The sequence below is a fragment of the Tumebacillus lipolyticus genome, assembly GCF_042682745.1.
Classification (GTDB): domain Bacteria; phylum Bacillota; class Bacilli; order Tumebacillales; family Tumebacillaceae; genus Tumebacillus_A; species Tumebacillus_A lipolyticus.
Genome location: NZ_JBHUIO010000002.1, coordinates 457,452 through 481,894 on the forward strand (window position 1 = coordinate 457,452; position 24,443 = coordinate 481,894).

Sequence of the window (24,443 nt, forward strand, 5' to 3'; positions counted from 1 at the left end):
TTTCTTGTTTGATTAACAGGAAAGATGAGGAGGAGTAGTGAATGAACTCAGTTTCTCTGATGAAGAAAAGTGTACAGGTCGTGCTTGAGAAAAAGCAGTTACGCGGCGTTGTTGCAAAAGTAGGATTGGTCTTGGATATCAGCGGATCGATGCGGAACTTCTATAAAAATGGAACCGTTCAGCAAGTTGTCGAACGCATTTTAGCGGTAGCAAGTCAATTTGATGATGATGGTTCTTTGGATGTTTGGGTTTACGACAATGAATTTTCCCGATTGCCGGCAGTGACGGAAAAAGATTTTATCGGTTACGTAAACAATCATATTCTGAACGATGAATCGATCCATAAATTTGGCCGGAACGACGAGCCGCAAGTGATGGCAGACGTTCTACAGAAATATGTAAAAGAAGAGCCTAGCGATCTGCCTGTCTTCTTGGTTTTCATCAATGATGGCGGGTGCAAAGCGGGGATCAAGAAGTTCATCGTCGAGTCTTCGAGCCAACCTATCTTCTGGCAGTTTGTAGGGATTGGAGATTCGAACTTTGATGTCTTGCGCAAGTTAGACACGATGGAAGGCCGAGTTGTAGACAACGCGAATTTCTTCCACTTTGACAACATTGAAACAGTCTCCGATGAGCAGCTCTATGACCAGTTGTTAGATGAGTTTCCGATGTGGCTTAAAGAGGCAAAGGCGAAAAGGATACTGAGATAGATTTGCCAAGCGAGCTGCATCTACATTTGCCATGTCAAAAAACACCCTATTCGGTCAGACTGAATAGGGTGTTTGATATATACATCACTTTGTCTGAGTTACATAGTTGCAGGGAATTATATTTATGAAAAACAATAACTTGGAGAAGATCGAGCTGACGAGCAAACTTTTTAGAGCAACCATTTCCCTCGCTCCCTCCCCCTTTCTCTTCCGATCTTACAATGTTCCTCGTTTCGCACAAGCATTAATTGTTCAATTATGATATAGTAGGTGTTTGATAGGATAAAAAAGAAGGATGGTATTGCAAACAAATGATCAGCACAAACGGTGTTACCTTACGATATGGAAAACGCGCTCTATTTGAAGACGTCACCATCAAGTTCACCCCTGGCAACTGCTACGGCCTGATCGGAGCGAACGGAGCTGGGAAGTCGACCTTCCTGAAAATCCTCTCTGGCGAGATCGAACCGAGCGTCGGCGATGTGAGCATCACGCCTGGCGAGCGTCTGGCGATCCTCAAGCAGAACCACTTCGAATTTGATGAGTTTCAAGTTTTGAAAGTCGTGATCATGGGTCACAAGCGCCTCTATGACATCATGGAGGAAAAAGACGCGATCTACGCAAAAGGCGACTTCACTGAAGAAGACGGCATGCGTGCCGCTGAACTGGAAGGCGACTTCGCCGAGCTGAACGGCTGGGTGGCCGAATCGGAAGCGGCGGAGCTGCTACAAGGTCTCGGCATCCCGGTTGACCTGCACGACAAGCAAATGAAAGAACTCGACGGCAGCCAGAAAGTCCGCGTCCTGCTCGCACAAGCACTGTTCGGCAACCCGGACATCTTGCTTCTCGACGAGCCGACCAACCACTTGGATCTCGCGTCGATCAAGTGGCTGGAAAACTTTTTGCTGGGCTATGAAAACACGGTCATCGTCGTCTCCCATGACCGTCACTTCTTGAACCAAGTCTGCACGCACATTGCCGACATCGACTTTGGCAAGATTCAGCTGTATGTGGGCAATTACGATTTCTGGTACGAGTCCAGCCAACTGGCACTCTCCCTGCAACGCAACTCGAATAAGAAGAAGGAAGAGAAGATCAAGGAGCTGGAAGAGTTCATCCGTCGCTTTAGCGCGAATGCTTCCAAGTCCAAGCAGGCGACTTCTCGTAAGAAGCAACTCGATAAGATCACGCTCGACGATATCCGTCCGTCGAACCGCAAATATCCGTTCATCGATTTCAAGCCGGAGCGCGAGGCGGGCAACGACATTTTGACTGTCGATGGTCTGACTGTGACCGTCGAAGGCGTGAAAGTGCTCGACAACATCTCCTTCACCGTCAACAAAGGCGACAAGATCGCGCTGGTCGGCCCGGACGAACTGGCAAAGACCACATTGTTCAAAGTGCTGGCAGGCGAGCTTGAGCCGGACAGCGGCGAGTTTAAATGGGGCATCACGATCACTTCTGCGTATTTCCCGAAAGACAACGCCGAGTATTTTGATACCGACCTGAACTTGGTCGACTGGCTGCGTCAGTATTCGAAAGATCAAGATGAGACCTATGTGCGCGGCTTCTTGGGTCGCATGCTGTTCTCTGGCGAAGAGTCGCTGAAAAAAGCGAACGTCATCTCCGGCGGCGAAAAAGTGCGCTGCATGCTCTCGAAGATGATGAACGTCGGCGCGAACGCGTTGATGCTCGATGAGCCGACCAACCACTTGGATCTCGAATCGATCACCGCCCTGAACAACGGGCTGATCAACTTCACAGGCTCGATGATTTTCGTTTCGCATGACCATCAATTTGTGCAAACGATCGCGAACCGCATCATCCAGATCACTCCGAACGGTCTCATCGACAAGCAGATGAGCTATGACGAGTTTTTGGAAGATGATCGCGTGAAGGAACAGCTTGAAAAAATGTACAGCTAGTTCACTTGGCTTTGCGAACATGGAACCCTTTTCGATTATGGAAAGGGTTCTTTTTTAAGCTTCAGACTCTAGGTTTCGATCAAAGAGAACGTCTTTGCAGTCCTCGAACCTGCCAATCGCTAACCCCAAAAACAGTTGGTCGCACTTGCCCAACTGTTTTTTCATACCGGTTATTGCCTCGTAGCTGATCGCTTCAACGGCACTCCCATGCTATGGGGGGTTGATTCGGAGGTGGAGAGCAACAACGTAGAGGTCTATATCTCCTTCTTGCGCAAAAAGCTGGCCTTTCTGCAATCGACTGTGAAGATCAACACGATTCGCGGAGTCGGCTATGTGTTGGAGGCGACGACTTGATGTTTACGAAACTCCGCAACCGCTTCTTGGTCTTGAACTTGGTGACCATCTCCTTCATGATGCTCTTGGCGTTTGCTGCCATCTATATGATGACCTATCAAAACGTGCAGCAGGCCATCCGGATGGAGCTGGATAGGGTCGTTGAATTCTACAACAAGCCGGGGGATCCGCGCCAGCCAAAAGGAGATCATCCGCAGCAGCCACCCGATGCCAAACACGACTCCGGGCCAGAGCGCTCCGTTGCCTTCACGATTGTGACGGACAAATCTTGGAACCGTCTGAGCGTCTCCTCCCTTTTTACGCTGGAAGACAGTTTCTACAATAACGCTTTGCAAATTGTGACCTCAGAATAACAGGAACGGGGCCAAGTCAACTTGGATGGCAACGAGTGGGCATACGCCGTCCGCGACGTGTCGGAAGGGCACCGAATCGTCTTTCTCGACGTGACCACCAGACAAGGCATCCTGACCAATCTGGTCTATACTTTCTTAGTTGTCGGATTCGTGATGCTGATCGTGATCTTCTTTATCAGTCGCTATTTCGCCAATCGTTCCATCGCTCCGGTTCAAGAAGCGTTCGACAAGCAAAAACAGTTCATCGCCGATGCATCCCATGAATTAAAGACGCCGCTCGCCATCATCAACACCAACACAGATGTGCTGCTAGCGAACGAAGAAGACACGATCCGCAGCCAAGCAAAGTGGCCCTCGTACATTAAGTCGGAGACCGAACGCATGTCGAAGCTGACGGGAGACCTGCTCTACCTGACCGAAATGGACGATGCGAGAGAAGGAATGATCTTCACGACGTTCGATGTGAGCGAAGCTGTCGAAAACGTAATCCTGATGATGGAAGTTGCCATCTTCGAGAAGCAGATCACGTTGAACTACGCCATTGAACCGCGCGTCATGGTGCGCGGCAACAGCGAACAGTTCAAGCAAGTCGTCATGATCCTCCTAGATTACGCCTTGAAATACACCTATCCCCGCGGCTCGATACGCATTGAATTAAAAACGCATCATCACGACATGGTTCTGTCTGTCGCCAACACGGGAGAAGACATAGCGCCGGAGCATCTCGACCTCATCTTCGAGCGGTTTTTCCGCACCGATGCCTCCCGAGCACGGAAGCATGGTGGCTACGGGCTTGGGTTGGCCATCGCCAAAGCGATCGTGGAGCAGCACAAAGGGAAGATCTACGCCAAGAGCGAGGTGAAAGAGCACACGACTTTCTTTGTACAGCTTCCTCTCGATCGTAAGAAAGTGCTCGATTGACCGCGGAACCTTCTCCGGGAACTTTAAAACATCGCTTGATTATAATCCTGTCTAGTAAACATTGGGTTAACAAAGTACCTTATAAGCGGCCTGAGTCCGATCGACTATCGGACTCAGGTTGTTTCGATTTCTTTGAATAAAAAAAGCGCCACGGACAAATGTCCATGACGCATTCTGATGTTCTCAATATCTTAGAAGACCGCTTGCACCGGCGAACGATCACATAGACTGGCGCGTGTTTCGTGATCGATCCATCTACTGTCGAAAAACAACGAGTCCTTGAACTACATTGTTTAGCGGAGAGTACAGCATTCGAACCTGCGTGGAGTTGCCCCCTAACGGTTTTCAAGACCGCCCCATTATGACCACTTCGGTACCTCTCTTTGGTGAGAGGCAAGTGGTAAGTTGTAGCAAGGGCTGTATGGCGTTCATACTGATTAGTTTGATAAATTCGTGTGTAAAGCCCTAGCGAACTCTACTACAAATTTACTATGAGCTGCGCGGTTTATCAAGGTCATTCTCCCAACTGGGAGACTTGGATTGAACAAACAAAAATTGCATCCAAAAATATATACGGCTTCCTAAAAATTCACCTAGAGCTTGAATAACATGAACTGCAAAGTTTCTTCCATCTGTTTTCAACGTTCAACCATCTTTTCTTTTGGCATCTAGTACACGTTTGTTTAACCTTTCGAAGCACCCACTCTAGTTTATTTTTGTCGAATTCATATTTAGAATCCGTATCTGAAGGATTAGGTGTTTCCTTCTCTATTATTTTTGGTAAACAAGTAGAACAATATTTCTTACCGTCTTTCTCTCTATACTTTTCATCTCTCCCCAAGAATGAACCATCATAGCCCTCTACATTTCTACACAAAAAACAAATCCGTCCTTGTTCAATTGCTTTCAGTTTTCCAAGTTTCCGTTCCATGACCTCAGTACAGACATTATCAAATACACCTGCATTCCGAATTATTGATTTGCAGTTGTAACAAGTCAGATCTCTAACTGGCAAGACTGGTTTAGTAAACGTGACACCGCTGAACCCTTTTCTATCGGTTTCCCATTTGGCGATTCCAACCACCGAAACATCATTTTCAAATGAACAATGTGGACAATTGATCGTATAGTCAATTCTTCTGCAATCTCTGCAATCACATGGGCGATTAAAATCACAACTCGGCATATGGATACCCCTCCAACTAATAATATTTGTTTAACAAAATTCATTGCTAGCACCTATGGTCTTTTTATATTCTATGCAAGTTATGTAATTTTGATTTAACACACAAGGGATTGTGCTTCAAGTTAATGTCTAGCCTGTCTAAATGACCATTTCCCCATATTTCTACGCAACCTCGTCACGATTTTCTCCCAATCGCTCAAGCTCCTTTTATTATGTATATCAAAATAGTTAGAGATGATTTTGCTTATTGGATCTAAGAACCCGTGCAAAATATTCTCTATCATAAAATCGACATAACTAGGCTCATTGTGCAACTTGATTTGAATGTACCCCCAATAATTCTGTCCCTTTTCATCATAATGGAGCATATTTCGTAGAATTTGACATTCCTCTTGTATTCCTTTGGAATATTGATCAGTCAAATACGATACACGGCCATTGCTATGTTTATCTAACATATCGTAGTAGGGTTTCATGTGCTTCTTCATATTCATCAGATTATCCATTATTTCATCCATACTTATGGATATGAAACGCAATAAGATATATTTATTGAACCCTCCCACTGCGTGGGCTGATTGAAGCGCGTTCCCTAACCAAATACAAGTGGTTGCTTCCTGTGCAATAAGCAATAGTCTAGTAGTAAGTACATTTTGGGCTTCATCGTTAGAAAATACCAAACTCCAATGGACATCCTTAAATTCGTAACTCGTTACGTCATCATAGAACAAGGATGGTTGATTGAATAGTGGCAATTGTCCATTTGCAAGTTCATTAATTTTTTCCATCAAATTTGCGGATAACTCGCCTGTCATTGTAAAAAACCGAATTATATCTTCCCCTTTCGTTTCTATACCACTGCTTTTATAAAACGTTGTGTCATAGAAGACATAGGTAGGATAAACCGTACTGCCTGCAAGTTCTGTACCATCTAGATAAAAACCGATGTTATCAATATCATCACCAAATCTCGCTACATGGTAGGATAAAATTTCATTATACACTTTTTTATTATTTTTCTTTTGATGCAGGTGTACCTTGTTTCTGATTTTTTTGTAGTCCTTATCCAGCGAGTCAATTTCACCCAAAATATCATGATGTATTTGATATATTATCAAACAAACATTTCTCGCCAAAACATGTATTGGGGCGGCCGTAAACTTCTTGCTGCCTTTGGTAAGAAGGAGAGAATTTATTCCGAGCAGATCAAAGTACGCTGTTATTAGATGATTCATTTCTCAACCTCCAAAACATCTTTGCATTAAGCCAGTTTTCTACTTTGGATAAGGTTCATCATTAGCGTCAGCAGCGATGACCAAGCATTCCGAAGTTGATTCCGTTATCTCTTAAGTAAAAATGTTTTACGACCGCTGAATTTTAGCGAGACTTTGTTAGGAAAAGTATCTCATTTCACTTACTCATTCAACTTATATATTTTAGATTTACCCAAAAACTTAATATCGAACACTTCACAGACCATTCTTAATGTATCTTCAAACCAACTAGGTGCAAATGGATTTAGCATTACGGATTCAATAAAATTTTCGATATGACCATAATTTATCTGGGTTGTTTTGTCCTCAATAGTGTAATTTAACTTCGAGATTATTCTATCTATTCCCTCGTCAATTTCATAGATTTCAAATTTATTAAATAGCCTCGAATCGCCACTGAGCTTTAAAAAATCATTTGAGTATTCTACAACATCTTCCTTTCCGCTAAATTTATAATGAGTTACCAACCTAATCTCACGTTCATGTGAAAACACTTCCCGTTTTGTAACAATCATACCATAAAAGGAGTCTGTTGAAGTTATATCTAGATCATCCACATAATTTACTTCTATTGCTTCAACACCTTCGAGTTTCGAGATTTTATTTAAATCGGTTTCAATGCGCACCGAGGTGTTATGATGATTATAAATTCTCCACAAAGCATCGCTTTCATTTAGTTTTGTCCAAGATTGACAGTATAACTTCTTCGAAATAATATGTTCGAGTATCGCACCTAATGTACCCTCATCAGCAATAGAACTGCTAGAACCAATGATTTGTTTAAGGTTATTTTCAAGCAACTTTAGCTCATATGGGTCGTCCCAAGCAGTTGGATGAACGAAAGTTAGTGATTTTCTAATCAACATATCAATAAATACCTCGAAACTGATAAATCTATATATTTTTGTCATATCTTTCTCCTCCAAGCAAATCTGTTGGTGAATAATACATTTTACGTGACGTTGTATACGAATTCTGTACTGCAATAGTGTAATGTTAATACATCTCACTTAATATTACCAGAGTAATAAAATTATTCTAGAAATGGAAGTGCTCATCTTTGTCAGTAAAAGCCAAACTCGATTTGGGATGTTTTCATACCCCCCCACGCAATAACCACCCTCACGGATGGCTTATTCGGTGTTCCTTTTGTTTTGTCGCTCCAATTTCGATTGTACTTTCCCAAAGGTGATTTTGTTTATGATCGCTTCATGCTGACCGCTTACCTCCAATTCGTTCCAAGTCACCTTTCCTATATAGAATTCATTTTTCAAAATGTTGCGGATCGACATATCGGTGAATTCTTTCCCTCTATTCATTTTATATCCCTGCTCGATCAGGTACTTCTTTACTTTTCCGATGCTGCCAAGCTCCAAGTATTGTTTGAAAATCTCTTTGACGATGTGAGCCGTTCGATCAATCAATCACAATGATTGGTTTTTTCTCATCATCATGTTTCCACTTGTAGCCTATCGGGGCTTCACCACTTGCTTTTACTCCGGCTTTTACCTTCGCCTTTCTTCCTCTTGCTAATTTTAGATTTGTGGACATCCGATCATAAGCATCCAAGAGTTCCATCATTCCGTTGAGCAGAAAATCATTCGGGTCTTTGGTATGTACGCTGTAGTTCGGCTGCTCGATACTGATTACATAAACGTTCAACTTCTCCAGTTCCCTTTTGATCAACACTATCGCTGTGTCGCTTCTCCAGAGGCGTGAAGTGTTCAAAACAATGACTCAATTGATACCGTTAAAACTCCCGATCAAGTCAGTGAGTCCTTCACGATCTACTACCGTGCCAGTTACCCCGAAATACTTGAAGACACGCACAAGCTCCAGATTGTTTTTCTTGCAGTAGTCTTCAATTGCTTGCTCTTGCGAATCTGCCCCGTAACCGCTCTTAGCCTGAGTCTCCGTACTGACCCGAATATAGCCGAACACTTTCTCCATTATTCAATCTCCGTCCAAGTTCTCTTGATGATCCTAATATCTCACGGAACGGAGTTTTTGTATATTGTCACACATAACTTTTTACAAAAATAGCACTAAACGCCTAGAAAATAAGCTATTTGCCGATATTCATCTTAGTGAGTATCCTCAATCGGTAAAACCCCTATCTCTCAACGATACAAGTCAATTTCATCCTTAAAATTCTCCTAATAATCGGAATCGGTGAAAAACAGATACCTCCATTCCAAAGTGTTCCATTTTACTTTTGACCCCTAATCCGTAACTACCTCACAGAAAAAGAAAAGAGCAACCGATACAGGTCGCCCAATTCACCGCTCATAAATCCTTGCCCCAGCCTCCCAAATGCCCCTTAGCATCCTTTTCTGTCTCAGCCCCAAACTCATGCCCACACCACACCCAAACACCTAATCTCGCCACGCTCTTATATAAGTACCCCCATTTTCCTCTCACTCCGATCATCGAGCCTACTTTTGACCAAAGAGAATCGTTCGATAATTCTGGGAGAGAAAAGATTGCCTCTTCAAGCTTTGTGAATGCTTCTGCGAAGTCTATTGCTGTCACATGTTACCCACGAAAATACCACACATTCCAATTGCCTCTGTTTCTGAATAGCCTTCCGCTCAATTTCCCAATCTGAATCCTGGCTGTTGTGTAGCTGACCCAATTATGCCTGTCCTTGCTATTCAAAACTGCCACTCTCGTTACAATTCGACATCAAAATGGGACAACTCTTGGATGACCTTTTCAGTGGATCAGGAGAATCCCTTTGATGAAAAAACAGCATCTCAATTGAATAGCCGAGACGGATTGCGAGCCTGTAAGCTACTTTAAGCGAGGGGACATGCCTGCCGCGTTCGATATTTGCGAGATAGGCTCTAGTAATCCCAACAGCGCCTGCTAATTGCTCTTGTGTTAATTTCTTACCCTTTCTCGCCTTTACGAGAGAGTTCAAATGTCTCATTACAGCACAATCCCTTTTTGTTCGAGCTTTTGCTTCATGAAACTTTGAAACTTCGATAGCTGTTCAAACGCTTCTTTGTGCATTCCTCCGCTGATCAGATGCTCACACAACTGACCGTTCGCTTCTTCAAACTCTGCGACTTTGCCATGCTGTTGAAAAATCTTGATCGCATTGAGCAGATGCTTCTCCGCTTTTTCATCATTGCTGCGTTCAAAATAAACACTGGCAAGAACACGATGGACGATCCCCATTGCCGGATGAAGATCTGAAAGTGATAATCTTGCTTTCTCAGCATACGCCCACGCTTCTTCGAGTTCACAATGCTCCGAGGAGATCAGGGCGATGTCTGCATATACAGTTCCTGCTTTTTCTTTATTTGATGTTGCCTCATAGTATTGTGCGATCCGTAAGAGTACTTCCACGGACTTCTGCCAATCTTCCTTTTTGCTTTTCAACTTGACCAGTCGATACTTCAACTCTTTCTCATGTTCGACGTTGGACAATTGTTCCAGGATCGTGAAAGCTTTGCTTGCGTACTCCTCCGCTTTTTCAAAGCTTTGTGCTCGGTGATGCATCTCTGCAACGTGGAGGTAGGCGAAACCCCGTTCTTCGATATTTCCTTGAGCTAGCATCAGCGCATCCTCATAAAGCCTCGCCGCATCTGCCACCTTCCCCATCGCATCGTGTACGCTGCCCAAACGCGTAAGCACATTTGAGTGCAGAACCGGATCTGGAGCTTTCACTTTTTCCAACTCCTCGAATGCTCGTTTCGAGTGAAATAAAGATAAGGCAAGTTCCCCTTTTTTCTGATAAGCGCTTCCCAAGCGCATGAGGGTTGTAGCTAGCATTTCATGATCCTGCCGCATGTTTGCGACCTCGTACACGCCATTCAATTTTGAGATCGCCTCTTCCACATCTCCCAATTCCAGAAAGCAAGTGGCAAGTTCTAGTAGGATTTCACTGTTTTTAATACGGTGATGGGAACTGTCGAGCAACTCTTGAAAGAGTGGAATCGCCGTTCTGAATTCCTTTGCCTGAACAAATCCCATCCCCATTTTGAATTTGCTTGTAAATTCAAGATCAAGATTGACATCAGACAGAAGTTTCTCGATCGAAATCTCCAAGCGGTCAGCGATCCTCGTAAGGATCTTGTACGACGGTTTTGCGCGATCAGATTCGATCTGTGATATCATGCTCGGTGTACATAATCCGATTGCCAGTTCAACTTGAGTGACACCTTTCTTCAAACGCAGTTCTCGAATTCTTTGTCCAAGGGAGAACATTAGAATACCACCTCTCGTTGAGTTCTTCGGTATTACAATGGTATCATCCCTATTTATTTTTATATCAAAAATTGATAACGTCACTCGGGTTGATTACAACCCAAGAAAAAGTCTGAAAATTATAAAAACACCCCAGACAGAGAAGAGGTGTTTTTAGGTTGCAGGTTTGTGTGAAACTGTCAGTCAATCCTATAGAACACGATTGTGCGTTGAGGTACAGCATGAAAAGGTATTGCTAGAACTTATCAATTTTTACGACACCATTTGTACCGATAGGTACATATTCTGCCATTTTCATTCCTTTCTCATCGAAAGAAATTCCAATCAAGGTAAGAACACAAACCGTAATAAACGTTCCAAGCAATAGTCTTTTTTTCATGGGTTATAAATCCTCCTCGTGTAAAATATCGGAGTTGTAAACCCTTAACCCCTCCGTAATTCCATAATACTTCATTACCCCATCCGAATCACCGGTACTGTACGAATAATGCATTAAATACTTGCAAGCTAGTTCCTTAATCTTATCATCTACAGATAAAGACAATACTTCTTCTGCAATCTTCGGTTGCCCCTTTGCTACCGATAGTAGGAGGAGCAGTTTTCCATACAAGTCCGGCGAAGTTGTTTCACTGATCGCTTCGTCAAAAATCTGAGTCCCTTCCTCAGTCCTATTAAGCTTGATCAATGTCTTCGCATACTCCTTCATAGCAATTAGCCATACCCGTTTATCCAGCACTAAGTGATTTAATGAACGTTTCAATATTTCATTGGCTCTTGCGTAGTTCTTTTGCTTGTATTCATAATAGCCAATGTTCAGTTCTGCTCTTCCAATCTTGTTTGTATGCCCGCTAACCTGTAGACAATCCAAAGTTTGATACAAAAAGTTACCCGCTTCTTCTACCTTTCCTTCATGCTCAGCCAACATGGCTTTCGCATGAAGTATCGAAGCCTTCTTTTCAGGTTGACCGTCAAACACTCCCTCAATCCGAATCATGATGTCCGAGAGCCGTGAGTATTGTTTTCGCGCAGCAAACAATGCAATAAGGTTTGATAGTACAATGTGTAAACGCTCGTTGTCCTTGAATTTCTCATGAATTAGTTCTGCAACCGAATATGCTTTCATCCAATACTCGTAAGCAGAATCATACCTTTCCAAGTAAAAGTAAACTCTCCCAATGTTATTCAACGCGTTGCATCTTTCGGTCAAGCCGATCGAAACTTCAAATAAGCCGACTGCAAGTTCATGCGCTCTTTCAAGTGAAGCTTTTGTCGCAAGAAGTTCGATCAGTTCAGCCGCTCCCCGTGTTACATCATCTTGAGTGATTCTTTCGACTGGCATTTTTAAGTCCTTCGCGATTTTTTCTAACTCGAACGAATAGATGTCCCTCTTTCCTTTAATCATCATACGCAATGTTTCCTCATGAACACCAATACGAGTTGACATCGCAGCAGTGGAGTAATATCCACCCTTTTCCTTTTTGATCTCCTCAATCCTGCGTCCTAAAGGAATCTTGTCAACTGTTGTCTCTTTTGGTGCAACAAGAGTGCTCATGTAAATGCCCCCATTTGTCAAATATATATGCTATCTGTTTAGATTATTATCACAATTCATCTTCATTAATTATATCAATGCTAATACCGAATGTATACATTTCTCTGGAGATTTCTAAATGAAAGGTGGGGCTTCCCTTCACATCTGTTTATCGCTGTCTTATTTCCTCTCGCAGCTTCGCAATTGGTCGAAGGAGAGATAGGAGATAATCTTCTGCGAGCTTAGAGGGACTGTGACAATGGGATAGCAGCAATAGGAAGAAAGAGTGTCCAACTTCAATTGTGCCGTAAGATGTATTAGACGGGTTCCACTTAATGCAAAAAACAAATACGTGTAGTACAGCTATACAGAATTTTTTATTCCATAAACTAGTAGATCATCTACAATACACATGATATTGTAAAACAAAAATCACAAATAAAAGGATTGGTTGAGTGATGACAAGCAGGCGCGTGAAAAGTACAGTTGCTTTAGTGGTGGATATTTCTTCCATTTCACTTCTCGATGATGCACATGCCACGTATTATGGTCGTGATGCATTCTTCCAGGGAAATGGTTTGCCGGACGCCACTATAGCGGCACTGGTTTATTATGAAGAAACTGCTGTTTCCACGATGGGATACTCAGGTCACACTTTAGCCGCTAGAACCGAGTTCGATAATGTGACCGATGCTGTGATAAATTTTCGAAAAGCTACCTCATCTGAAATTAACACAGCCCCGCTCAGAATACTTATGAAAACGGGAGGTAACTCAAGAGATTTATATTGGTACGGTCACACTACGAATTACGACATCAATGGAAACGAACTTGGAACTGTAGACGCACAATATTATGCTTGGAGTAAGGTTGACTTGTTGTTGAACCACGACAAAATGGAATACAAAGGATTGAATAGTAATCAACGTAGGCGGGTTGCCGTTCACGAAATGGGTCATGTCATGAGTATGAAGCACCAGCCTATTGGTTATAGTCACTTAGCTTCCGTCATGCAAGATGATTCTTATGAAAGCTGGAGTCTTACATCAGTTGATATAGTGAATCTTCAGTACATGTATTGATGGAAAGGGGGAAACGAGATGAAAAAACGTGTTTTACTCATAGTAGCCGCTGCTCTTGTAATCGGTAGTGTTGGGTACTACAGCATGAAAAAAGAACAAAACTATGAGAATTTCGGCGTTGCAACAACAAGTGCATCGTTTGAGCATCATGAAAGCGTTGACGAGTTGGCTGATGAGGCTGAACTTATTGTTTTGGGGTCATTCACTGGCAAACGAGAGAACTTTGTTGCAAAAGACGGTAAGGGCGACTACATTTCAACTATTTCTAAGTCGGTCGTCAAGATAGATAAGGTCATTAAAGGTGATAAGAAAAAAAATAGTACCATCGAGGTATTTGAAGACTGCTATCTAACTGACAATCAACGTTACATTGCTACAGAGGGTTATAAATGGATGAATGAGGACGGAAAGTATTTGTTGTTCCTTACTCCTGGGACATCAGATAATACGTATGTAATCGTTGGCATTTATGAGGGGAAATTTGATCTAACTCGGAAGGATCGTGCTAAGGAACACAAAGACTTGAAAAAAGCCTTCCTTGACCCAGACGTAGAGTTTTTGGGGGAGGATTTCGAACTCGAACACTTCTACAAGCTCAAGGGAGAAGCGCTCAAGAAGTACAATTTGTAGTCCACCCAGATCCCCCAAAATAAAAGAGGAAGTTGACAGGAACTTTTGTCAGCTTCCTATATTTTTGAGATCTAGAGAAGTGGTGCCAATTATGGTGTCCAAATCAACTCCCTCGTCATTCTCGATTACTGGGGAAGTAGCGATCTTGTTACCGACGGAGTATAATTGACCCGGCATAGCCGAAAATGAAATGATCCACTAAATAGCGATATCTCCTCGAAAACCCCCAAGTCATCGAAGAGAGGCATCCAAATGCTAAGAGGTGGAGAATGGAGAGAATCGCAAGGTAGCCAACCCTTCTCCTCAACCCGCACAACAAAAAAACGTGCCAGAGCAACTCCAGCACGTTTCTTCTTCATATGGTCGGAATAGCGGGATTCGAACCCACGACCTCACCCACCCCAAGGGTGCGCGCTACCAGGCTGCGCTATATTCCGGTGAAAATAGTCCACTTAGAGTTGCTGGACACAAAAGCAATTATATAGGAGTGTTGAGTCAATTGCAAGAGCTTTTTTAGAAAAAGGAGGGACATCTTGTTAGAAATCTCCCTCCCCTTACCATATGCTAGCTCCGTGCCGATTTATGCACGAACGCGATTCTGAAGCGTCCCTATGCCTTCGATCGTGATCTCGCAGAGGTCGCCCTTCTGCAGCTGACCTACTCCTTCTGGCGTACCTGTCGTCAAAATGTCACCCGGTTCGAGCGTCATCACTTTCGATACGAAGGAGACCAACTCATCCACCGTAAAGATCATATCGGATGTGGACGAAGATTGTTTGACCGCACCGTTGATCTTAGTTTCGATCTTCAAGTTCTGATAATCCAATCCCGCTACGACGAACGGACCGAGCGGGCAGAACGTATCGAACCCTTTAGCTCGTCCCCATTGCCCATCTTTGACCTGATAGTAGCGCTCCGATACATCGTTCAACACGGTGACGCCGAAGATGTGCTGTTTCGCCTCTGCGACAGAAATGTTCGAAGCACGCTTGCCGATCACGACCGCCAGTTCCCCTTCATACTCTACGTTCTTCGCGATGTCGGGCAGGACGATCTCGTCGCCCGATCCGATGATCGCAGAAGGCGGTTTTAAAAACATCATTGGCTCTTCCGGCAGCTGCTTCCCCCGCTCGACGGCGTGCGCCTTATAATTGAGACCGATGCAGACCACTTTCGAGGGGACGGTCGGCGCGAGCACTTTCACTTCGGAGAGGAGATATTCCACCCCGGTCAATACGGCCGTCCGCACATAGTGCCCGGCAAGCTCTCTGACTTTGTCCCCTTCTAACAGCCCGTATTTTTCGCGTCCTTCCGCTTCAAATCGCAAATACTTTGTTGCCATCCTCGTTCGACTCCTTCGACAGTCCGTTTGTCAGTTCACGCGATTTTTCTCATTCCCACGGAAATAGACTCAATTCTCTCACTATTCCCTCACTATTCCCTCAGCCCAGCCAAGAAAACAGTTTGCTCAGCAGGCTTGCCACCGCATCGATCAGCATCGTCAACATATCGAGTATGCCGTCCATCCACGACCAGTCCTTCGTGGACAGCAATTCACCAAAATCCAATTGGGGAAGTCCGATCAGATCATTCGCTGGCTCCCCCTCCACTTTCTCGACGGGAACCACTTTCTGCTCGTTGACCTGCACTTCGCTCGGGTTGCGCATATCGACGGTCAGCACCGCCGAGTCGGCCACCCAACCGTTTTTACCGAAGACGTACAGCTTAAAATGGCGCTTGGTCGCCGCTTTCGGCTCCTTGTACGTATAGACCACTCCGCCTTTGCGAATCAGCACCGCCCCGTAGAGCGCCCCCTGCTCCTCGTCCGCCTCGCGCGTGACGATCGGCTCGGCCAACAAGTCTCCATCCAGATAGGTGACCAACGTGTAGTGGTAGTTGCCCTGTTCTCCTTCTTGGTTCCACGTAAACTGCAGCTGATACCCCGCTTCGCCTTGCTGGGAATAGGAGGCCAAGCTCAGTTCAGGCTTTACTGGCGGGGCAAACTCGCCCTCCTGCCCTTTCATCTGCTTATACAGATACTCATAGAGGCCGGGCACTTGGCTTGCCAGCGGCAAGGAGAGGTTTTCCTGCGGCTGCACGTTGAACATCGATCCGTTCCATGAGACCACCCCCACCTGTTCCCCGTTGATCGCCTGCTCGATCCGCGAAGGAAAGGGCGTCTTGGCCTTGGCGAGCGGGGAGCCGAACAGCTGGACATAATCTTCAGCTGCAATCTCGGCCAACTGCCAGCGGTGTTCGATTCCATCTGCGACACCGACGCGATCATCTTCGGAAAGACCTCTCATCCTCGCATAGGTCGTCTCTTTCCACCGCTTGCTGTCGGTAAGCGTAATGCTGTCACGCTTCAGCGTGTAGTAATGGGTGACATGGTGACCATATTCGTGAGACAGTGTGTGGGCAAACGACCCTGCTGTCGTATGATCATCTCCCCCATACAGCTCGATCTTGCCAGGGCGCATTTTGGGCGTGCCCTGAAAGACGCCGGTCACCGTCTGAAATATATATTGACCCGCAACGCCTTTTCCGTGCGGATAACCATCATAGATCACAATCTCCTCAAGCAGTTCAAGCTCTTCCCCATGCACATTCTGCAATAACTCACCATAGAGCGCCTTCAGTTGTACCTGATCTTTCCACTTTGGAGAGTAGCTGGTGATCACCATCCCGCCAGGTGCCGAATAGGTGGCTTGTACCTGTTCGGCTGCGCGCGAGTGATCGCCGATGCCAAGCAACAAAAACAGCGCCAATACAACGGTGATACACCATCGCAGTCTGCCGCTCATCCGCTCCCTCCTTCTCCTGTCGATCGTAACTTCTCCATCTTCCTTCATCATAACACAGGGGGAGCCGCATTCCCAAATCGGCTCCCCCACAATGTATGCAGATTCGTTTACTTGGTGCGCATGTACAGCAAGATCTCCTCGTCGATCAGGTTGTCCTCCCGCCAACGAGTGTCAAAATTTTCTACCGCGCAGTAGTCTTGCAACGCGTTTTTCACGCGCTCCTCATAGCTCGTCGGCCGCTCTTCTCCCGGCAAAAGCCCGAAGCGCTTCAGATGGTCGACCAGTTCGCTCAGCACTTCCCCTTCGATCGGGCGAAGTTTCGCTGGGTCCGTTTCCCCCATGTACAGTCGATGGAGATTCAAAAGGCGCTTCAGTTCATACGTCGGCGACTCGTGATCATCGACCCGCAGATCCACATAGCGATCGATATGACCGTCATATGCACCCCGCTCTTTGACCACATAGAGCGCAGCGCCCTGTCTGCCGCGCTTGTCACCACCCGCTTCATCCCCTGCGATCAGCGCAGCCAGCAGCCTGTCTGCCAGATCGCCTTTCGCATATTGGAACGAGATGGCCATCGCATCGAGCACTTCTGGGCCTGAGAGCAAATTGCCCTGACAGGTGAACCCTTCCCCGATCTGATGGAACGCGTAGTCGTGGCACAGCTTGCCGGTAAATGCGGCCGCATTGCCATGACGGTCGACCACCCCGACTTGCCGCCAGTCGCGCCCCTCATCGCCTGCGAGCAGCAGGTCGAGCGTCTCCTGTGCCGTCTTGCCCTCTGCGAGCAGACGAAGACCATCCGGCCCAAACCCGGTGTTCGCCCATGACTGTGTCGCCACCGCGCCGACATTTGCCTGCGCCCACGGGACGACCGAACCGACCGCTAAAAATTTTGATGCGACTGCAACGCCGATCTCGCCTGTCTTCGTATCGCAGGCGACGATCGAGAACGTATGGATCAAGCGATCTTTGCGCATGATCATGACCCCTCCAACACGCGTATCGATCTAGCGAGCATTCTCCCGCTCGGCTGCTCGCAGTTCGACACGGCGAATTTTTCCTGATGTCGTCTTCGGCAGGCTTTCCACAAACTCGATGGCGCGCGGGTATTTGTAAGGAGCGGTCAAGTTTTTGACATGCTCTTGCAGATCGCGCACCATCTCATCAGATGCCAGCTCTGGACGCTTCAAAACGACAAACGCTTTGACGATATGGCCCCGATCCGGATCTGGGCTTGCCACCGCAGCACACTCTGCCACATCGGGGTGCTGTACGAGCGCATCCTCCACCTCGAACGGCCCGATCGTGTACCCGGCTGAGATGATAATATCATCTGCACGCCCTTCAAACCAGATGTAGCCTTCCTCATCCATCCGCCCTTGGTCGCCGGTGACATACCAATCGCCGCGGAAAGCGCGCTTGGTGCGAACTTCGTCGTTCAAGTAGCCTTTGAACAGGATCGGCGCATCTTTGGCGACAGCGATGTCGCCTACCGTTCCGGTCGGCACCACCTGACCGTCCTCGTCGATGATCGCCACGTTCACGCCAGGCGAAGGGCGTCCCATCGAACCGGGGCGAACGTCAAGACCGACCAAGTTGCCGACGAGCAGCGAGTTCTCCGTTTGGCCATAGCCGTCACGAACGGTGATTCCAAAATTCTTCTGGAACGCGTCGATCACTTCTCGATTGAGCGGCTCTCCAGCCGAGCAGGCGCTCCGCAGCGCTCTGGGACGATACGCATCCATCCCGTCCACTTTCGCCATCAGCCGATACTCGGTTGGCGTCGCGCACAGCACCGAGATCTCATGCTTGGCCAGCAGGTTCAGATAGGCCTGTGGATTGAATCGACCCGCGTAGACGAACGCGGTGCCGCCTTTGCCGAGGATCGAGACGAACGGGCTCCAGATCCACTTCGCCCAGCCTGGGCCTGCGGTCGCCCACGCCATCTCACCTTGCTTCACATCAAACCAATAGGTTGCTGCGATCTGCTGGTGCGCATACAGCCAAGAGTGTGTGTGGATGACCCCTTTTGGCCCGCCTGTCGTCCCCGATGTATAGGAGAGGAACGCCATCTCATCGGAGCGAGTGAAGACCGGCTCGAATTCATCAGCTTGGCCTGCTACCAGCGATTCGTAGGATGTCCATCCCGCCTGCTCGCTGCCGACGATGATAAAGGTCGAAAGCGTCGGGCATTGCTCGCGAACTTGATCCACTTCGGCTGTGATCGCACCGAAGGCGATCACGCCTTTTGCCTCCGCGTGGTTGGCTCTGTACTCGATATCTTTCGGGCGGAGCATCTCCGATCCGGGCATGATCACCGTTCCTGCTTTGATCAAGCCGAGATAGACGATGTACGCTTCGAGCGAGCGCGGCAGGAGCACGATCACCCGATCGCCATGTGTCAGGCCGCTGGCAGAGAGCGCGTTGGCCCATCTGTTTGATGCCGCTTTCAATTCTCCATAGCTGAGCTCCTGAACGTCACCCGCTTCGTTTTCCCAATGGATCGCCACCTGCTCAGGGTGAGCGGCTGCATATTGATCAACCTGTTTGGCAAAGTTATACGTTTCCGGCACATCGAAGGTGAAATCTTTCACTTTTTGCTCATACGCATTGTCCATCGTCATCGCTGTTCTCCCCCTGATGCAAACATTGCATAATTGATTTACTACCGTACCTTTATTCCACCTATTGAACGAAAATTCCTGCAACTAGCGAAATAAAAAAGAGCCTCGTACATCGAGGCCCTTTTTGTATGTATATTACTTGATCGAATCTTTGAATTGCTTGCCCGGTTTGAATGCCGGAACTTTCGCAGCTGCGATCTCAATCTCTTCGCCAGTCTGCGGGTTGCGGCCTTTGCGTGCAGAACGCTCGCGCACTTCAAAGTTGCCGAAGCCGATCAGCTGTACTTTGTCGCCGCTTGCGAGCGCTTCCACGATGCCGTCAAACACTGCATCGACTGCGCCAGCAGCATCCTTCTTGGAGAGATCCGCCTTTTCAGCTACGAGGTTGACCAGATCTGTCTTGTTCATGACCTATTACACCTCCTCTGCATATTACCTTTGTGAGCAAGAAAATGTCATTCTAAACGTGCCACCAAAGGTTTCTATCAGAATATATGGGTCATTATATGGCATGTTTTATCAATTGTCCAGTTGCGTCTCTTTCATCAGGACTTTCGACTCATAACAGCGAAGAAGCGCAGATCATCACTGCGCTTCTCAAGGGGTTGTATCTCATACTTGATCGCGGTTTGCCTGCGGACAGCCGCATCGCTTCTGCCGCGCTAGAGGATGATCGCAATCAGTCCGCCGCTTCCTTCGTTGATGATCCGCTCCAGCGTTTCTTTCAGCTTGTATTGCGCATTTTCTGGCATCATCGACAGCTTCGCCGAGATGCCTTCGCGAACGATCGCAGCGAGCGACTTGCCGAAGATATCCGAATCCCAGATCTTCAGCGGATCTTCCTCAAAGTCCTGCATCAGATAGCGCACCAGCTCTTCCGACTGCTTCTCTGTACCTACAATCGGGGCGAACTCGCTCTCCACATCGACGCGAATCATGTGGATCGACGGTGCGGTCGCCTTCAGCCGCACACCGAAGCGAGCACCCTGTCTGATCAGCTCCGGCTCGTCGAGCGTCATCTCTTCCAACACCGGCGGCGCGATCCCGTAGCCGGTCATGCGCACCATCCGCAGCGCATCTGCCACCTTGTCATATTCGCGCTTGGCGTAGGTAAAGTCTTTCATCAGCTGCAGCAGGTGATCTTTGCCGCGAATCTCCACCCCGACCACTTCGGTCAAGACTTGATCATACAGCTCATCTGGCGCGAGCAGGTCGATGTCTGCCACACCGTGACCCATATCCATGTTGGAGAGCGCAGCCCGGGAGATGAACTCAAACTCGCCAAACTGTGCAACCACCCGATCGATGTCGCGCAGACGGCGAATGTCTTTGACCGTCTCGTGCACGCACTCTTCAAAGTTGGCGCGAAGCCAGTGCTCCTGATCGAGCACCATGACCCAGCTTGGGAGGTTGACGTTCACCTCGTGCACAGGGAATTCGTACAGCGCTTCCCGCAGCACCGCCATGATGTCCTCTTGGCGCATCTGCTGTACAGAGAGTGCGATGACAGGCTGGTCATATTTTTCCATCAGCTCCATGCGCAACCCTTCGGCGCGCTCGGAGCGCGGTTCTGTCGTGTTGATGACGATCACAAACGGTTTGCCAAGCTCTTTCAGCTCGGAGATGACGCGCTCTTCCGCTTCGACGTAGGAATCGCGATCGATTTCGGAGATCGAACCGTCGGTGGTGACGACGAGCCCGATCGTCGAATGATCGGCGATAACTTTGCGCGTGCCGACCTCGGCCGCTTCCTGAAACGGAATCGGTTCGTCAAACCACGGCGTGCTCACCATGCGCGGCCCGTTTTCATCTTCATATCCTCGCGCACCGTTCACGCAATAGCCCACGCAGTCGACGAGGCGCACGTTAATGTCGAGACCTTCAGCAACGCCAATTTCAACCGCTTGGTTCGGGATGAATTTCGGCTCGGTGGTCATGATCGTCTTCCCGGCAGCCGATTGCGGCAGTTCGTCAGTCGCGCGTACGCGGTCCGCCTCTTCCTTGATGTTCGGAAGGACGATCAGCTCCATAAACTTTTTGATAAAAGTAGATTTTCCTGTACGCACAGGGCCTACGACGCCGAGATAGATGTCGCCTCCTGTCCGTTCCGCGATGTCTTTGAAAATGTCGAACTTTTCCACTCTGTTCCCTCCTTATTCTGATCGGCGATGACTTTGTACGCGAACCTCCTGCAGCCGATCCCTCCCCTTGAAAGGCAAACACGGCATCTATCAAAGCCGAAACTCAAACTCTCCCAATTGGACAGTACATGTATATGACCGCAAAAGGAGATTATGCTGTCTGTCTGCACAATCTGTCCAACCAATGATGGGAGGTGCTATGGTTCTACTCTATGAGTGCAGATTGCGACGTAGAACAAGCCTTCTCCCTCCATGCACCCACAAAAAAAACATCCGGGAGAACCTCCCGAATGTCATGATATGTCATGCTATTTTTTAAAATTCCACGAATCGGTACCGTATTTTTCACGCACCAACTGTTCGGCGAGCTCCTGCTCATATTCGCTGAGCGCGCCAGCCTCCAACCGAACGTCAAGCCCGCGGGCAAAGCCCAGCGTGAACGCTTCGACCGCTCGCTCGTAGGACACCGTCTGGCCCGAAAAATCTCGAATCGACACCGCTCGTTCTTTAAAGGTCTGCATCATCCGCTCGCGGATGCGCTCCGAGGAAAAAGTCAGGACAGAGAAAAGCTTTTCCACGTCGAGGTCGAGCAAGATCGAGCCGTGCTGCAAGATCGTATGCAGCTGGCGAACTTGTGCACTGCCGACCACCTTGCGCCCTTCGACGACCAACTCGTACCACGAGGGAGAGTCGAAACAGGCTGCTGAGCCCATCGACTCATATTTTTTCTTCTCCTCTTCGTCGGCGAGCGACACCATCTCTGCGCGGAATCCCAACTCGCGGAACCCTTCGAGCAGCCCCATCGAGAGGATGCGATAGCTCTCATTGATGCTGGACGGCATCATCGGATGCGATTCGGAGACGATGACCGAGTAGGTCAGTTCCTGATCGTGCAGGACGGCACGACCTCCAGTTGGACGGCGGACAAAGCCGAGACCTTTCGCTTGCAGCGCTTCAAAATCCACCTCTTTGGCGGAGCGCTGAAAATAACCGATCGACAATGTGGGCGGGTCCCAGCCAAAAAAACGAATAGTCGGAGGCACGAGCCCCCGACTATGAGCGTTTAGAATGGCTTCATCGACCGCCATGTTCCAAGCGGGACCCGAAAAACCCGTATTCAAAACGCGCCACGTTTCCATCCTGCTGTTCCTTACTTGCTGATCAGCGCGGTGTACTCGTCTGCCGTCATCAGGTTGTCCACCTGAGTTGTGTCAGCGATTTCCACCACGACCATCCATCCGTCTTCATAAGGAGACTCGTTAACCTTCTCTGGTACATCGTTCAGCGTAGCGTTGATCTCCACGATCTTGCCAGAGATCGGCGCGAAGAGGTCGGAGACCGTCTTGACGGACTCAACTGTGCCAAACGTTGCGTCTGCGGTCAGCTCGCCACCCTCTTCCGGCAGTTCGACAAACACGATATCGCCCAGCTCAGACTGTGCAAAATCGGTGATGCCGATGTAAGCGCGGTTTCCTTCAACGCGTACCCATTCATGTTCTTTGCTGTACTTCAGATTGCTCGGGACGTTGCTCACAATGATTCCTCCTTGCACCTTCAAAAAAGTTTCCAAACTACCGCCTATTGTACCAGATCATACCGCCGTCTCACAACAGCTTGACCTTTTTCCTCGCTTATGATTCCCATCGCAGCGAAACGGCTTCTGCCACTTCCTCCATCTCGTGGATGCGCCTGCGCCCCATCAGCTCTTCCACCGCCGTCTTCGGCGACTTGCCTTCGAAGAGGACACCGTACAAGGCGAAGGTGATCGGCATCTCGATGCTCTGGTCGCGGGCGATCTTGTAGGCTGCCTTCGTTGCCCGCACCCCTTCGACGACCATGCCCATCTGGGCGAGCACTTCGGACAGGCTCTTGCCCTCACCGAGCGCATAGCCCGCGCGGTAATTGCGGCTGTGCAGCGAAGTGCAGGTGGCGATCAGGTCGCCGAGCCCGGTAAGTCCTGAGAAGGTCATCTGCGAAGCGCCGAGCGAAACGCCGATCCGGACGATCTCCGACAGACCTCTCGTCATCAGCGCAGCTTTCGTATTGTCCCCAAAGCCGAGGCCGTCAGAGATGCCCGCACCGAGCGCGATGATGTTTTTCAACGACCCGCCGATCTCCGTTCCGATCACATCGGGGCTGGTGTACGCGCGCAGATAGGGCGCCATCAGCAAATCCTGAAACGCTTCTGCTGTCCGCTGGCTGCGCGAAGCGGCGACGACGGTCGTCGGAATGCGCAGCGAGACTTCCTCCGCATGCGATGGGCCGGAGATGACCGCAAACTGTCCTGGGTCGAAGTCTGCCAGCACTTCTTCCATCAGCTGCGTCATCCGCTGGCCTGTATCGATATCAAACCCTTTTGTCGCGTGCGCCAACAGCGCATCCTGTTCCAAATGTGGGCGCATCGCCTTTAGCGTCTCCCGAAATGCAGAAGACGGGGTGACGATGACCACCCGCTTTTTCCCCTCGACCACCTGACCGATGTCGACAGATGCGTGAATCCCTTCATGCAGGGCCACGTCGGGAAGATACTGTTTGTTCGTGTGGTGCTCATTTATTTCATCCGCCTGATCCTGTCGACGAGCGAACAGGTCGACTCGGTACCCTTTTTCCGCCAAGACGTTGGCGAGCGCGGTGCCAAAACTACCCGCCCCGATGACCGCCACCTGCTGTACCAAGGGCTCCCCCTCCTT

Annotated in this window: 23 protein-coding genes, 2 tRNA genes and 2 pseudogenes; 7 read left to right on the plus strand and 20 right to left on the minus strand. The window is 48.1% G+C overall.

The annotated features are described in order from the left end of the window. Positions 1–41: 41 nt before the first annotated feature. From ACFSOY_RS01475 to ACFSOY_RS01495, 5 genes and pseudogenes are all read left to right on the plus strand, one after another. Positions 42–710, plus strand: a complete 669-nt coding sequence (locus ACFSOY_RS01475) for a vWA domain-containing protein (RefSeq protein WP_386043631.1) — start codon at positions 42–44, stop codon at positions 708–710. A gap of 311 nt (positions 711–1,021) precedes the next feature. Next, positions 1,022–2,635, plus strand: coding sequence for an ABC-F family ATP-binding cassette domain-containing protein (locus ACFSOY_RS01480; RefSeq protein ID WP_386043633.1), 1,614 nt, complete (start codon positions 1,022–1,024; stop codon positions 2,633–2,635). Positions 2,636–2,845: 210 nt separating this feature from the next. Next, positions 2,846–2,989, plus strand: a pseudogene (locus tag ACFSOY_RS01485) (helix-turn-helix domain-containing protein); the annotation flags it as partial. Beyond that, complete coding sequence (locus ACFSOY_RS01490) at positions 2,989–3,342, plus strand: hypothetical protein (protein ID WP_386043635.1); 354 nt, start codon at positions 2,989–2,991, stop codon at positions 3,340–3,342. The pseudogene ACFSOY_RS01485 and the gene ACFSOY_RS01490, both read left to right, overlap by 1 nt. A 21-nt stretch (positions 3,343–3,363) precedes the next feature. Then, on the plus strand, positions 3,364–4,263 hold the full coding sequence (locus tag ACFSOY_RS01495) for a sensor histidine kinase (RefSeq protein ID WP_386043637.1): 900 nt from the start codon (positions 3,364–3,366) through the stop codon (positions 4,261–4,263). A gap of 297 nt (positions 4,264–4,560) precedes the next feature. Here the strand turns inward: ACFSOY_RS01495 and ACFSOY_RS01500 are convergent. The 10 genes and pseudogenes from ACFSOY_RS01500 to ACFSOY_RS01545 form a co-directional block, all read right to left on the minus strand. Continuing rightward, positions 4,561–4,645 (minus strand) — tRNA-Ser (locus tag ACFSOY_RS01500). Positions 4,646–4,852: 207 nt separating this feature from the next. Next, positions 4,853–5,449, minus strand: a complete 597-nt coding sequence (locus ACFSOY_RS01505; RefSeq protein WP_386043639.1) for a hypothetical protein — start codon at positions 5,447–5,449, stop codon at positions 4,853–4,855. Positions 5,450–5,571: 122 nt separating this feature from the next. Continuing rightward, a complete protein-coding gene (locus ACFSOY_RS01510) occupies positions 5,572–6,684 on the minus strand; it encodes a DNA polymerase III subunit gamma/tau (RefSeq protein ID WP_386043641.1) in 1,113 nt (370 codons plus the stop codon). A 179-nt stretch (positions 6,685–6,863) separates the two neighbouring features. Further along, positions 6,864–7,634 carry a hypothetical protein gene (locus ACFSOY_RS01515; protein WP_386043643.1) on the minus strand — a complete coding sequence of 257 codons (771 nt, stop codon included), beginning with the start codon at positions 7,632–7,634 and terminating at the stop codon, positions 6,864–6,866. A 222-nt stretch (positions 7,635–7,856) separates the two neighbouring features. Continuing rightward, positions 7,857–8,147 (minus strand): recombinase family protein, encoded by a 291-nt coding sequence (locus tag ACFSOY_RS01520; protein ID WP_386043645.1) that lies wholly within the window; start codon positions 8,145–8,147, stop codon positions 7,857–7,859. Beyond that, positions 8,140–8,673, minus strand: a pseudogene (locus tag ACFSOY_RS01525) (recombinase family protein). The gene ACFSOY_RS01520 and the pseudogene ACFSOY_RS01525 overlap by 8 nt, the downstream one beginning before the upstream one ends. 700 nt (positions 8,674–9,373) lie before the next feature. Further along, positions 9,374–9,655, minus strand: a complete 282-nt coding sequence (locus ACFSOY_RS01530) for a helix-turn-helix transcriptional regulator (protein ID WP_386043647.1) — start codon at positions 9,653–9,655, stop codon at positions 9,374–9,376. Further along, positions 9,655–10,938, minus strand: a complete 1,284-nt coding sequence (locus ACFSOY_RS01535; protein ID WP_386043649.1) for a helix-turn-helix domain-containing protein — start codon at positions 10,936–10,938, stop codon at positions 9,655–9,657. The genes ACFSOY_RS01530 and ACFSOY_RS01535 overlap by 1 nt, the downstream gene beginning before the upstream one ends. A 235-nt stretch (positions 10,939–11,173) precedes the next feature. Further along, positions 11,174–11,317 carry a hypothetical protein gene (locus ACFSOY_RS01540; RefSeq protein WP_386043651.1) on the minus strand — a complete coding sequence of 48 codons (144 nt, stop codon included), beginning with the start codon at positions 11,315–11,317 and terminating at the stop codon, positions 11,174–11,176. A 3-nt stretch (positions 11,318–11,320) separates the two neighbouring features. Next, positions 11,321–12,490: a hypothetical protein gene (locus ACFSOY_RS01545; protein ID WP_386043653.1), complete on the minus strand. Its 1,170-nt coding sequence runs from the start codon at positions 12,488–12,490 to the stop codon at positions 11,321–11,323. 437 nt (positions 12,491–12,927) lie between these two features. Between ACFSOY_RS01545 and ACFSOY_RS01550 the strand changes: the two genes are divergently transcribed. Both ACFSOY_RS01550 and ACFSOY_RS01555 read left to right on the plus strand, forming a co-directional pair. Beyond that, positions 12,928–13,551 (plus strand): hypothetical protein, encoded by a 624-nt coding sequence (locus ACFSOY_RS01550; protein ID WP_386043655.1) that lies wholly within the window; start codon positions 12,928–12,930, stop codon positions 13,549–13,551. An 18-nt stretch (positions 13,552–13,569) separates the two neighbouring features. Further along, positions 13,570–14,181, plus strand: coding sequence for a hypothetical protein (locus tag ACFSOY_RS01555; protein ID WP_386043657.1), 612 nt, complete (start codon positions 13,570–13,572; stop codon positions 14,179–14,181). Positions 14,182–14,541: 360 nt separating this feature from the next. Here the strand turns inward: ACFSOY_RS01555 and ACFSOY_RS01560 are convergent. The 10 genes from ACFSOY_RS01560 to ACFSOY_RS01605 form a co-directional block, all read right to left on the minus strand. Next, positions 14,542–14,618 (minus strand) — tRNA-Pro (locus ACFSOY_RS01560). Positions 14,619–14,761: 143 nt separating this feature from the next. Beyond that, the gene (locus tag ACFSOY_RS01565; protein WP_386043659.1) at positions 14,762–15,523 is read right to left on the minus strand and encodes a fumarylacetoacetate hydrolase family protein; all 762 of its coding nucleotides are present in this window, start codon (positions 15,521–15,523) and stop codon (positions 14,762–14,764) included. A 100-nt stretch (positions 15,524–15,623) separates the two neighbouring features. Continuing rightward, positions 15,624–16,985, minus strand: a complete 1,362-nt coding sequence (locus tag ACFSOY_RS01570; protein ID WP_386043661.1) for a hypothetical protein — start codon at positions 16,983–16,985, stop codon at positions 15,624–15,626. A 107-nt stretch (positions 16,986–17,092) separates the two neighbouring features. Beyond that, complete coding sequence (locus ACFSOY_RS01575) at positions 17,093–17,965, minus strand: DUF1028 domain-containing protein (protein ID WP_386043663.1); 873 nt, start codon at positions 17,963–17,965, stop codon at positions 17,093–17,095. Positions 17,966–17,995: 30 nt separating this feature from the next. After that, positions 17,996–19,612 (minus strand): acyl-CoA synthetase, encoded by a 1,617-nt coding sequence (locus tag ACFSOY_RS01580; RefSeq protein WP_386043665.1) that lies wholly within the window; start codon positions 19,610–19,612, stop codon positions 17,996–17,998. Positions 19,613–19,747: 135 nt separating this feature from the next. After that, positions 19,748–20,020, minus strand: coding sequence for an HU family DNA-binding protein (locus tag ACFSOY_RS01585; protein WP_386043667.1), 273 nt, complete (start codon positions 20,018–20,020; stop codon positions 19,748–19,750). A gap of 254 nt (positions 20,021–20,274) precedes the next feature. Further along, complete coding sequence (gene spoIVA / locus ACFSOY_RS01590) at positions 20,275–21,753, minus strand: stage IV sporulation protein A (protein ID WP_386043669.1); 1,479 nt, start codon at positions 21,751–21,753, stop codon at positions 20,275–20,277. Positions 21,754–22,061: 308 nt separating this feature from the next. Further along, the gene (locus ACFSOY_RS01595; protein WP_386043671.1) at positions 22,062–22,892 is read right to left on the minus strand and encodes a lipoate--protein ligase family protein; all 831 of its coding nucleotides are present in this window, start codon (positions 22,890–22,892) and stop codon (positions 22,062–22,064) included. An 11-nt stretch (positions 22,893–22,903) separates the two neighbouring features. Further along, on the minus strand, positions 22,904–23,287 hold the full coding sequence (gene gcvH / locus ACFSOY_RS01600) for a glycine cleavage system protein GcvH (RefSeq protein ID WP_386043673.1): 384 nt from the start codon (positions 23,285–23,287) through the stop codon (positions 22,904–22,906). A 97-nt stretch (positions 23,288–23,384) separates the two neighbouring features. After that, entirely contained in the window at positions 23,385–24,428 is a 1,044-nt protein-coding gene (locus ACFSOY_RS01605; protein ID WP_386043675.1) for an NAD(P)H-dependent glycerol-3-phosphate dehydrogenase, read from the minus strand. Positions 24,429–24,443: the final 15 nt, after the last annotated feature.

Bases quoted from the DNA above. Each gene is read 5' to 3' on its own strand.
- ACFSOY_RS01570 (WP_386043661.1), bottom strand. From the start codon at position 16,985: ATGAGCGGCAGACTGCGATGGTGTATCACCGTTGTATTGGCGCTGTTT.
- ACFSOY_RS01595 (WP_386043671.1), bottom strand. From the start codon at position 22,892: ATGGAAACGTGGCGCGTTTTGAATACGGGTTTTTCGGGTCCCGCTTGG.
- ACFSOY_RS01565 (WP_386043659.1), bottom strand. From the start codon at position 15,523: ATGGCAACAAAGTATTTGCGATTTGAAGCGGAAGGACGCGAAAAATAC.
- ACFSOY_RS01480 (WP_386043633.1), top strand. From the start codon at position 1,022: ATGATCAGCACAAACGGTGTTACCTTACGATATGGAAAACGCGCTCTA.
- ACFSOY_RS01575 (WP_386043663.1), bottom strand. From the start codon at position 17,965: ATGCGCAAAGATCGCTTGATCCATACGTTCTCGATCGTCGCCTGCGAT.
- ACFSOY_RS01490 (WP_386043635.1), top strand. From the start codon at position 2,989: ATGTTTACGAAACTCCGCAACCGCTTCTTGGTCTTGAACTTGGTGACC.
- ACFSOY_RS01580 (WP_386043665.1), bottom strand. From the start codon at position 19,612: ATGACGATGGACAATGCGTATGAGCAAAAAGTGAAAGATTTCACCTTC.
- ACFSOY_RS01475 (WP_386043631.1), top strand. From the start codon at position 42: ATGAACTCAGTTTCTCTGATGAAGAAAAGTGTACAGGTCGTGCTTGAG.
- ACFSOY_RS01530 (WP_386043647.1), bottom strand. From the start codon at position 9,655: ATGAGACATTTGAACTCTCTCGTAAAGGCGAGAAAGGGTAAGAAATTA.
- ACFSOY_RS01550 (WP_386043655.1), top strand. From the start codon at position 12,928: ATGACAAGCAGGCGCGTGAAAAGTACAGTTGCTTTAGTGGTGGATATT.
- ACFSOY_RS01510 (WP_386043641.1), bottom strand. From the start codon at position 6,684: ATGAATCATCTAATAACAGCGTACTTTGATCTGCTCGGAATAAATTCT.
- ACFSOY_RS01515 (WP_386043643.1), bottom strand. From the start codon at position 7,634: ATGACAAAAATATATAGATTTATCAGTTTCGAGGTATTTATTGATATG.
- ACFSOY_RS01555 (WP_386043657.1), top strand. From the start codon at position 13,570: ATGAAAAAACGTGTTTTACTCATAGTAGCCGCTGCTCTTGTAATCGGT.
- ACFSOY_RS01540 (WP_386043651.1), bottom strand. From the start codon at position 11,317: ATGAAAAAAAGACTATTGCTTGGAACGTTTATTACGGTTTGTGTTCTT.
- ACFSOY_RS01585 (WP_386043667.1), bottom strand. From the start codon at position 20,020: ATGAACAAGACAGATCTGGTCAACCTCGTAGCTGAAAAGGCGGATCTC.
- ACFSOY_RS01535 (WP_386043649.1), bottom strand. From the start codon at position 10,938: ATGTTCTCCCTTGGACAAAGAATTCGAGAACTGCGTTTGAAGAAAGGT.
- ACFSOY_RS01505 (WP_386043639.1), bottom strand. From the start codon at position 5,449: ATGCCGAGTTGTGATTTTAATCGCCCATGTGATTGCAGAGATTGCAGA.
- ACFSOY_RS01545 (WP_386043653.1), bottom strand. From the start codon at position 12,490: ATGAGCACTCTTGTTGCACCAAAAGAGACAACAGTTGACAAGATTCCT.